Annotated in this window: 9 protein-coding genes and 1 pseudogene; 9 read left to right on the top strand and 1 reads right to left on the bottom strand. The window is 46.8% G+C overall.

Annotated features, from left to right (window positions below):
* The first annotated feature begins 7 nt into the window (after positions 1–7).
* From surE to rlmD, 5 genes and pseudogenes are all read left to right on the top strand, one after another.
* Complete coding sequence (gene surE, locus ICE93_RS09145; RefSeq protein ID WP_068321101.1) at positions 8–802, top strand: 5'/3'-nucleotidase SurE; 795 nt, start codon at positions 8–10, stop codon at positions 800–802.
* Between the two features lie 29 nt (positions 803–831).
* Positions 832–1,455: pseudogene (locus tag ICE93_RS09140) on the top strand (protein-L-isoaspartate(D-aspartate) O-methyltransferase); the annotation flags it as partial.
* Positions 1,456–1,492: 37 nt separating this feature from the next.
* Positions 1,493–2,257, top strand: a complete 765-nt coding sequence (locus tag ICE93_RS09135; RefSeq protein WP_216187515.1) for a peptidoglycan DD-metalloendopeptidase family protein — start codon at positions 1,493–1,495, stop codon at positions 2,255–2,257.
* A 17-nt stretch (positions 2,258–2,274) separates the two neighbouring features.
* Positions 2,275–3,096 carry a 3'-5' exonuclease gene (locus ICE93_RS09130; protein WP_216187513.1) on the top strand — a complete coding sequence of 274 codons (822 nt, stop codon included), beginning with the start codon at positions 2,275–2,277 and terminating at the stop codon, positions 3,094–3,096.
* A complete protein-coding gene (gene rlmD, locus ICE93_RS09125) occupies positions 3,089–4,516 on the top strand; it encodes a 23S rRNA (uracil(1939)-C(5))-methyltransferase RlmD (RefSeq protein ID WP_216188359.1) in 1,428 nt (475 codons plus the stop codon). Before ICE93_RS09130 ends, rlmD begins: the two co-directional genes overlap by 8 nt.
* 354 nt (positions 4,517–4,870) lie before the next feature.
* Here rlmD and ICE93_RS09120 read toward each other — a convergent pair whose 3' ends face one another.
* The gene (locus ICE93_RS09120; RefSeq protein WP_216187511.1) at positions 4,871–5,572 is read right to left on the bottom strand and encodes a Bax inhibitor-1 family protein; all 702 of its coding nucleotides are present in this window, start codon (positions 5,570–5,572) and stop codon (positions 4,871–4,873) included.
* A 259-nt stretch (positions 5,573–5,831) separates the two neighbouring features.
* On the opposite strand from ICE93_RS09120, the gene ndk reads away from it, so the two are divergent.
* Genes ndk through hisS form a run of 4 tightly spaced genes read left to right on the top strand, consistent with a single transcriptional unit; the run spans position 5,832 to position 10,173 of the window.
* Positions 5,832–6,257, top strand: coding sequence for a nucleoside-diphosphate kinase (gene ndk, locus ICE93_RS09115; protein ID WP_216187509.1), 426 nt, complete (start codon positions 5,832–5,834; stop codon positions 6,255–6,257).
* A gap of 42 nt (positions 6,258–6,299) precedes the next feature.
* Positions 6,300–7,508 carry a 23S rRNA (adenine(2503)-C(2))-methyltransferase RlmN gene (rlmN, locus tag ICE93_RS09110; RefSeq protein WP_216187506.1) on the top strand — a complete coding sequence of 403 codons (1,209 nt, stop codon included), beginning with the start codon at positions 6,300–6,302 and terminating at the stop codon, positions 7,506–7,508.
* Between the two features lie 26 nt (positions 7,509–7,534).
* On the top strand, positions 7,535–8,803 hold the full coding sequence (ispG, locus tag ICE93_RS09105) for a flavodoxin-dependent (E)-4-hydroxy-3-methylbut-2-enyl-diphosphate synthase (RefSeq protein ID WP_216187504.1): 1,269 nt from the start codon (positions 7,535–7,537) through the stop codon (positions 8,801–8,803).
* Positions 8,804–8,841: 38 nt separating this feature from the next.
* Positions 8,842–10,173 (top strand): histidine--tRNA ligase, encoded by a 1,332-nt coding sequence (gene hisS / locus ICE93_RS09100; protein ID WP_216187502.1) that lies wholly within the window; start codon positions 8,842–8,844, stop codon positions 10,171–10,173.
* Positions 10,174–10,215: the final 42 nt, after the last annotated feature.

Raw genomic sequence — 10,215 nt, 5'->3', positions numbered from 1 at the left:
AATAGTCATGAGCAATCGTCAACCTCACATCTTGGTTTCCAATGATGATGGCTATTTAGCTCCTGGCTTGCTGGCGTTGGTAAATGCTGTTCGTCCTTTGGGTCGAATTACGGTCATCGCTCCTGAGCAAAATCACAGCGGTGCATCGAATTCATTAACGCTCTCAAGACCGCTCTCGATTCATCGCGTTGCTGGTGGTGAACGTGATGGATTTTTCTTTATCAATGGTACGCCAACCGATTGTGTTCACGTTGCGATGACAGGCTTCTTAGATGAAAAGCCAGATTTGGTGATCTCCGGAATTAATCAAGGCGAGAACATGGGTGAAGATACTCTTTACTCTGGGACGGTTGCTGCTGCTATTGAGGGTGTCATGTTTGGAGTGCCGGGTATTGCTTTCTCACAAATTGATCGTGGCTGGAATCGTATTGAAGATGCCGCTAAAGCAGCGCACGATGTAGTAGCTCAGATGCTAGTGTCTGCCTTAAGCAAGAATCATGCTGATGGCGTAGCAACACTGCTGAACGTCAACATTCCAAATCGTCCTTACGCTGACCTTTATCGCTGGCGCGTAACCCGTCTAGGCAATCGCCATCATTCACAGCCGGTTGTGGTGCAAGACAGCCCTCGTGGTGAGAAGATCTATTGGATCGGTGCGGCAGGTGACGTTAAAGAGGGATCTGAAGGTACAGACTTTCATGCGATTGCTGAAGGGTGTATTTCAATTACGCCGATGCAATTGGACTTAACGCATCATGCACGTTTAGCGGCGATGCGCGCTAATGGATGGGATCGCGGTTGAAAGCTCCAACAGAACGCTTTGCTGCTTATCGGCAAGCGCTAGCTGCAAAAGTGCATGCTGGTGGCGTTAAGCATGGTAAAACTTTAGAGGCCATTGCCACTGTTCCACGACATGCTTTTATGGATGCGGGTTTGCATGCGCAGGCTTATGAAGATACCGCCTTGCCTATTGGGCATGAGCAAACCATCTCTAAGCCATCCGTAGTAGCGCGCATGATTGAACTACTTCATAAGCCCAAGCATAAGCTTGGCAAAGTGCTAGAGATTGGTACTGGTTGCGGTTATCAAGCGGCGGTTCTCAGTTTGCTAGCAGATGAGGTTTACTCCATTGAGCGTATACGTCCACTGCATGACATGGCTAGAGCGAAGTTACGCCCATTTCGGATTAATAACCTGCGTCTAATTTATGGAGACGGCATCTTGGGTTTGCCCCAAGCAGCACCATTTGACGGGATCATTTTGGCTGCAGCAGGCTTGGGCATTCCAGACGCCTTGCTTGACCAACTATCCATTGGCGGTCGCCTGGTAGCCCCAGTTGCCAAAAATGAGAAAGAGCAACAGCTTGTCATGGTAGAGAGAATGAGTTCTCAGCGCTATCAAAGAACTGTGCTGGACGAGGTCTTTTTTGTCCCCTTACAATCAGGGGTAGTATGAGATTTATGATGAATTCCACAATTCAGAAACCAATTTAATGCAAAGTACCCTATTTAAGCCGTTCTTCGTTGCACTCATTTCTGCGTCATTGATGTTGATGGTGGGTTGCTCAACACCTCGTACGAAGCCTGCCAGCGTAACTGATCGCAGCGGCGGATCTAGTAGTGAGCCAACGCCACCTGGATACTATCGAGTTAAAAAGGGCGATACCTTGGCGCGTATTGCTTTAGATAATGGTCAGGCGCCACGTGATGTGACTCAGTGGAATAAAGCAATTAATCCCAACTTCAATCCGAATGTGATTGAGGTTGGCGATTTGATTCTAATTAAAGCCCCTGCAGGGTCTAAGTCTGCGCGCATTGGGGATAAGAAACCAGCAGCAGATAAATCAGATTCACCGGTGACCTCTCCAGAGCCAGCAAAAGCTGAAGTAGTCGCTGAACCAGGTATTCGCTTATCTTGGCCGGCTAAAGGTAAAGTTATTACTGAATTTAGCGAGACCAATAAAGGGATTGATATTGCCGGTAAAGTCGGTGAACCTGTTCTTGCAGCGTCTGATGGCAAGGTGGTTTACGCTGGTAATAGCTTGCGTGGTTACGGCAATCTAGTCATTGTTAAACATGACAATACTTATCTCACTGCTTACGCCCACAATAGCAAACTCTTGGTAAAAGAGGGTGATGCTGTTCGTAAGGGTCAGAGGATCGCTGAGATGGGTGATACAGATGCCAATGCGATCAAGTTGCACTTTGAGTTACGCGTCAACGGAAAACCAGTTAACCCAACGCCGTATCTGCAGTAACGTTGCCCTAAGTAAGTATGGCAACCGTTCTCGTATTCGATATTGAAACCATTCCTGATGTAGCGGGATTGCGGCGCCTAGAAGATTTTCCAGAATCGATGAGTGATGCTGAAGTAGCTAGTAAAGCCATGACTGATCGTGCTGCTAAAACTGGCAGTGAATTTTTACCCTTGTTTCTGCAAAAGATTGTCGCTATATCTTGTGTGATTCGCAGAACTACTAAAGAGGGGTTGCCACAAATTAAAGTTGGGACCCTAGGCACCCCACAAGATGATGAAAAGGTTTTGGTTCAGGCCTTTTTTGATCTTATTGAAAAATATACCCCGCAATTAGTTTCATGGAATGGCAGTGGCTTTGACTTACCGGTATTGCACTATCGCGCTCTAGCAAATCACATTCAAGCACCGCGCTATTGGGAGATGGGTGAGAGCCAAGAGTCCGATAGCCGTGAATTCAAATGGAATAACTACATCAGTCGATATCACATGCGTCATCTCGACATGATGGATCTACTGGCTAAATTTAATGGTCGCGCCAATGCGCCTCTTGATGGTTTGGCTAAGTTATGTGGCTTTCCTGGCAAGATGGGTATGGATGGCAGTCAAGTATGGCCCTCTTACCAAGACGGCAAGATCAATGACATTCGCCGTTACTGTGAGACGGATGTGGTCAACACTTATCTCATGTACTGCCGCTTTCAGTTGCTGCGTGGCGGCTTCTCTCTCGAGGAATATCAAGAAGAGATTGAGTTTGTAAAAGCCTATTTAGAAAAAGAAGCTAAAGAGCCAAATGGTTCTCAATGGCAAGAATATCTCCAGGGTTTTTCAGCTAATGCGTAGAGGTGATAAGCCAGTCAATATCGAAGTGACTGAGCCAATCAAAGTTGAAGCCTTGGATCTCGATGCTCAAGGGATTGCGCGCTTAACGCCTAATGAGGAAGAGCTTGCCCAGGGTCAAAGCGGCAAAGTCATCTTTATTAAGGGAGCATTACCAACGGAGTTGGTGACTTACACCATCACCGGTGATAAAGCTCGCTTTAGTAAAGCTAAAGTTCGTAATATTCTCAAGCCAGCTGTATTTCGGGCTGAACCCAAATGCAAAGCCTTTGGTGTCTGCGGTGGCTGCACGATGCAGCATTTGGATATCCGCGCACAAGTGGCGATGAAGCAGCGGGTGCTAGAAGACGATCTGCAACACATTGCCAAAGTAAAGCCAGGAGAAATTCTGCGTCCAATGGGTGGACCCACCTGGGAATACCGTCATCGTGCGCGCTTAAGTGCTGTGAATCGCTCCATTAAAAAAGGCACAGTATTAATTGGCTTTCATGAAGGCAAGAGTGGCTATGTTGCTGACATGCTGGCCTGTGAGATTCTGCCTAAGCACGTATCCGATTTGCTACCACAGATGCGTAAATTAGTGATGGGTTTGTCTATCGTCGATCGTATGCCACAAATTGAAATTGCTGTTGGTGAGTCAGAAGATTCGCAATCAGAAGACCCTAAAAAATCAAAACCAGTTACTGCATTGGTGTTTCGGAACCTCAAGCCTCTAACGGCTGATGACGAACAACTGCTGCGAGAGTTTGCCGATCGGCATCAGGTGTGGATATGGCTCCAGCCTAAAGGGATTGAGACGGTGGCACCGTTTTATCCAGAGACTGGCAAGCTTTGTTACCGACTTCCTGAATTTGAAATCGAGATGCCATTTAAGCCGGCAGACTTTACGCAGGTTAATCACATGATGAACCGTGCATTGGTGAGTAGGGCGATTCGCTTGTTGGAAGTGAAGGAAACAGACCGAGTATTAGATCTCTTTTGCGGCATTGGTAATTTCACATTACCGCTTGCTAGAAAAGCAAAACAAGTTTTAGGTATAGAGGGTTTAGCAAGCTTAACCACTAGAGCAAAAGCCAATGCTGAACATAATGGTCTAGTGGATAAAGCGAACTTTATGCAAAGTGATTTGTTTGAGGTGACGCCAGAAACAATTGCATCCTGGGGAAAAGCGGAGCGTTGGTTAATGGATCCACCACGCGAAGGTGCGATGGAGATTTGCAAGGCGCTAGCTCAATTAAATCTCGGGCAAAGCAGTCTGCTCCCTCAGCGCATTGTCTATGTTTCCTGCAATCCCAAAACGCTAGCAAGAGACGTTGAGATTCTTTGTCACCAAGCGGGCTACTCCTTGAGTAGCGCGGGGATTATCAATATGTTCCCTCACACCTCCCATGTGGAGTCTATGGCAGTTTTTGATCGGCCTTAGCCGCCTAAGCCGTTGATTTAGGGGCGTTTTTCACTGTTAAACGCCCTAGATTGCCCCAATTTAGTGCGTAGAGCCTAAATCCAGTGCAGTTGGTAAATGCTCCACCCAAAGCCAAGAGTAGATTGAACTTGTGCAGAGATGTATTGCTGCCAAACCCGTAAATTACTTTGGGAGTTTGTCATGAAAGCCTCAGATAGTTTTGCCCTCTTATTAATATTGATGGCTCTGTCATATGTTGTGAGTATGTTTGTTGCTGTCTAGTTATAAACAATCCACATAAAGCTTTTTTGTAAGCAATAAAAAGGCGCCCGCAGGCGCCTTCGGAGAACATCACACTTCGGTTCTTAGTATTACTTAATCTCTATTACCGCCAACAATACCCAAGAGGGCAAGTAAGTTAGTAAAGACGTTATACACATCCAGGTAAATAGCTAATGTAGCCATGATGTAGTTGGTCTCGCCACCGTTAATCACGCGTTGTACATCAACCAAAATAAACGCGGAGAAGATTGCGATAGCTAGGACCATCACAGTCAGCATCAAAGCAGGTAACTGCAGCCAGATGTTTGCCAAAGAGGCCACGATCAAGAGCAATACGCCAACCATGAGCCACTTGCCCATGCCAGCAAAGTCACTCTTGCTTACAGTGGCAATGGTTGCCATCGTGGCGAAGATAGCAGCTGTGCCGCCGAATGACAGCATGATGAGCGTAGCACCATTGCTATAGCTATTCAGGGTAAAGCCAACTAAGCGGGACATCATGACGCCCATGAAGAAGGTAAAGCCCAGGAGTAGGAGAACGCCTACACCAGTATCTTTATTCTTTTCAATTGCCCAGAAGAAACCGAAGGCAACTGCCATGAACACGATAAAGCCGATGAATGGGCTGCCCGCAAAGAAATCCAATCCCATGGCAACACCGAGCCAGGCACCAATGACAGTAGGCACCATGGACAGCGCCAATAGCGCATAGGTATTGCGAAGTACGCGGTTGCGCACTTGGACGGTACTAATTGAGCCGGTTTGGCCAAAGCCGTAAGAGTTCAGATCACTCATATTGACTCCTTCTTTTTCATAGTTATTACAAGAGCCCATATAGGGCTGTTGTCTCTAAGTATAGACAAAACGCCTAAATTTCAAGCCCCCCTATGAAAGACCTACAAAATAAAGGCTTATGCCCTGTAAATTCAAGGGCTTAGCCCTACGGATATAGGGGTAAATACCGTCGGGCAATGTATAATTCGGGGGTCGCTGGAGTGGGGTCCTTAAAGCCCCAACCTGGCAAAAACCCTTGAAATCACTATTGGAGTCTTGAATGGCAATTGAACGCACCCTTTCTATTATCAAACCTGATGCTGTCGCTAAAAACGTCATCGGCAAAATCTATGACCGTTTCGAATCTGCTGGTTTGAAGATCGTTGCTTCCAGAATGGCGCATTTGTCACAATCAGAAGCAGAGCAGTTCTATGCCGTTCACAAAGATCGTCCTTTCTTCAAAGACTTGGTGAGCTTCATGATCTCCGGACCTGTCATGATTCAGGTTTTGCAAGGCGAGGGCGCTATTGCTAAGAATCGCGACTTGATGGGCGCTACTGATCCTAAGAAAGCAGAAAAAGGCACAATCCGTGCTGACTTTGCTGACAGCATTGATGCAAACGCTGTTCACGGTTCTGACGCTCCTGAAACGGCTGCTGTGGAAGTTGCATTCTTCTTCCCTGGCATGAATGTTTTCAATCGTTAATCGCTGATTAATCGATTCGCTATTTATTTATAAGTAGGCGCATTGACCTCCCCGCGCGTAAATCTCTTAGATTTTGACGCTGACCAAATGGCAGCGTATGTCGCGGGGTTGAATGAAAAGCCTTTTAGGGCAAAGCAGCTCATGCAGTGGATACATCAACGTGGTGTATCGGATATAAATGACATGAGTGATTTAGCAAAAAGCTTTAGAGCGACTTTGCTAGATAAGGCAGAAGTACTTTCTCTCCCTGTAATGAAAGATGAGCATGCGCTCGACGGCACCCGCAAATGGTTGCTGGATGTGGGCGCCGGCAATGCGGTGGAGTCCGTTTTTATTCCTGAGGATGATCGAGGCACTTTGTGCATCTCTTCTCAAGCAGGTTGTGCAGTGAACTGCCGCTTTTGCTCAACTGGGCGTCAGGGCTTCTCACGCAATCTCACTTCCGGTGAAATCATCGGTCAACTTTGGTTTGCTGAGCATCTCTTGCGCAACGATCCAGACGCTATTCGCAGGGTGGAGAAGTTTCCGACTCCAGGCTGGGAGCATACCGGTCGTGTGATTTCTAATGTGGTGATGATGGGAATGGGTGAGCCATTACTCAATTACGACAACGTTGTTTCTGCATTGCGTCTCATGCTTGATGACAGGGCTTATGGCTTGTCTCGTCGCCGAGTGACTGTTTCAACATCAGGTGTAGTACCGATGATTGATCGCCTGGCACAAGATTGTCCAGTGGCATTGGCAGTTTCCTTGCATGCGCCGAATGACGCATTACGTGATCAACTAGTGCCGTTGAACCAAAAATATCCTCTACGTGAATTACTTGATGCTTGTGAGCGCTACTTGCCATTTGCTCCAAGAGACTTTTTAACTTTCGAATATTGCATGCTCGATGGCGTGAATGACTCCGATATTCAAGCAAAAGAATTAGTGCGCTTGCTTAGAAACATTAAGTGCAAAATCAATCTCATTCCATTTAATCCTTTCCCAGAGTCTGGGCTTAAGCGTTCATCAGCCCAGAGGGTAAATGCCTTTGCCGGCATTCTTTTGGACGCTGGCATGGTTGCGACAGTACGTAAGACTCGTGGTGATGACATTGCTGCGGCCTGCGGTCAATTAGCAGGTGATGTTGTCGACCGCACTCGAGTTCGTGAGCGTGCGGTCCACAGTGCTGAGATTGAAATCGAAGAAGTGGAATCCGATGAGCAGTCAAATGAGCGCCCAATTGAGTGGCTCAAAAAATTAAATTAATGATTAGATCCTAGTAAATAGATCCAATGAGCTCCAATAATCTTTTACCACCATTGCCATTAGGTCCAGCGCCTAAGCGAGCCACACGTCAGGCAACCGTTGTCTGGAAAACTAACATCATTACTGTTGGTGGAGATGCTCCTGTTCGTGTGCAGTCGATGACAAATACCGATACTGCTGATGCAGTTGGTACGGCAATTCAGGTAAAAGAATTAGCGCGCGCTGGTTCAGAGATGGTGCGTATTACCGTTAATACACCAGAAGCTGCTGCTGCAGTTCCTTATATTCGCGAGCAGTTAGACAAGATGGATGTCTTGGTGCCACTCATTGGCGACTTCCACTACAACGGCCATACTTTATTAAATGATTTCCCGGAGTGCGCAAAGGCGCTCTCTAAGTACCGTATTAATCCAGGCAATGTAGGTAAGGGCGCGAAGCGTGACCCGCAGTTTGCTCAAATGATTGAGGCTGCATGTAAATATGACAAGCCGATTCGGATTGGTGTGAACTGGGGTAGCTTAGATCAAGACCTCCTGGCTTCCATTATGGATAGTAATGCGGCTTTAGCGGTCCCAAAAACTGCACAAGAAGTGATGATTGAAGCTTTGATTCAATCTGCACTGCAGTCTGCAGAAAAAGCAGTGGAGTTGGGTATGAACCCCAATCAAATTTTGTTGTCTTGCAAAGTAAGTAATGTGCAGGACTTGGTTGCGGTATATCGCGATCTCTCACGTCGCTCTGACTATCCATTGCATTTAGGTTTAACTGAAGCAGGCATGGGAAGCAAAGGAATTGTTTCTTCCACTGCGGCAATGGGCATCTTGTTGCAAGAAGGTATTGGCGACACAATTCGAGTTTCGTTAACGCCTGATCCAGGCGCGCCTCGTGAAAACGAAGTGATTGTTGCGCAAGAAATATTGCAGACCATGGGACTGCGTAATTTCACGCCAATGGTGATTGCTTGTCCCGGTTGCGGCAGAACAACCAGTACCACTTTCCAAGAATTAGCAGCCAATATTCAGTCCTACTTGCGCCAACAAATGCCGGTTTGGAAGAAAACCCATCCTGGCGTTGAGAATATGAACGTGGCTGTTATGGGATGTATCGTCAATGGCCCGGGTGAGAGTAAACATGCCAATATTGGTATTTCTTTGCCTGGAACGGGAGAAACCCCGGCGGCTCCAGTGTTTGTCGATGGGGTTAAAGTAAAAACGCTGCGTGGTGAGAGAATTGCCGAAGAGTTTCAGGTGATTGTGGATGAATACGTGAAACAAAATTACGCAGCTAAGGTTTAAATAGGTTTAAGTAAAGTAATAACAAAACAATAATAAAAATGACTGATCAAAATAACCAAGTTCAAAAAACGCAGAAGACGCAAAAAATTAATGGCGTGCGCGGCATGAATGATTTGCTGCCAGCTGATGCTGCTCAATGGGCGCATCTTGAACATGTTTTACGTGATCTCACACGCGCATATGGCTATGAGTTTTTGAGAACGCCCATTGTGGAAGCAACGGCGGTATTTCAGCGTGGTATTGGAGAGGTAACCGATATCGTTGAAAAGGAAATGTATTCCTTTGAAGATCGTTTAAATGGTGAGCAGCTGACATTGCGCCCAGAGGGCACTGCAGCATTAGTGCGTTCTGTTATTGAAAACAATTTGTTATATGAAGGACCAAAGCGTCTCTGGTACACAGGTCCGATGTTCCGTCATGAGCGTCCACAGCGTGGCCGCTATCGTCAGTTTCATCAGTTTGGTATTGAAGCCTTGGGCTTTGCTGGTCCTGATATCGATGCAGAAATTATTCTCATGGGTCAGCGCCTCTGGGATGAGCTTGGTCTGAAGGGCGTTCGTTTAGAGATTAACTCTCTGGGTCAAGCGCCTGAGCGTGCAGAGCATCGTGCAGCCTTGGTAACGTACTTTGAGAAGAACAAAGCGCAGTTGGATGAAGATTCACAACGTCGCCTCATTACAAATCCTTTGCGCATTTTGGATTCTAAGAATCCAGAGATGCAGGCCCTAATCGAAGGTGCGCCGAAATTGTTGGATTTTTTGGGTGAGGAGTCGCTTAAGCATTTCAATGCGGTGCAAGCATTGCTTAAGGCGAATAACATCCACTGCAAAATTAATCCCCGCTTAGTTCGTGGCTTAGATTATTACAACCTCACTGTATTTGAGTGGGTGACAGAAGAGTTAGGTGCGCAGGGCACTATTGCCGGTGGTGGTCGCTATGACCCCTTAATCGAACGCATGGGCGGTAAAGCTGCTCCGGCATGTGGTTGGGCGATGGGGATGGAGCGCGTTCTGGAGTTAATGAAAGTTTCTGGCTCATTGCCTGAAGCCAAGGCGCAATGCGATATTTTTGTTTTACACCAAGGTGGCGAGACATTATCGGCTGCCATGATCATTGCCGAGCGTTTACGCAGTGCTGGAATTGATACCATTCTTTTCTGTCCTCCAGATGGCCAATCCGCTAGCTTTAAGTCCCAAATGAAGAAGGCTGACAGCAGTGGAGCAGCCTTTGCAGTCATTATTGGCCCTGATGAATTGGCTAAAAATGAGGCTCAGCTCAAGGATCTGCGTGGCACAGGTGAACAAAAGTCTGTTCCTTTGGATGGCGTCTTGGGAGCAGCAATTGATGCCCTGGTAGGCGCCTCCGAATAGAATTAGCTTAATACTTATAAATTACCTATTAATTAGTTTGGA

Origin of the sequence: Polynucleobacter sp. MWH-HuK1 (assembly GCF_018881815.1) — a bacterium.
GTDB lineage: Bacteria > Pseudomonadota > Gammaproteobacteria > Burkholderiales > Burkholderiaceae > Polynucleobacter.
The sequence above is the reverse complement of the archived record's forward strand: the minus strand, read 5'-3'. Positions and strand labels throughout refer to the sequence as shown.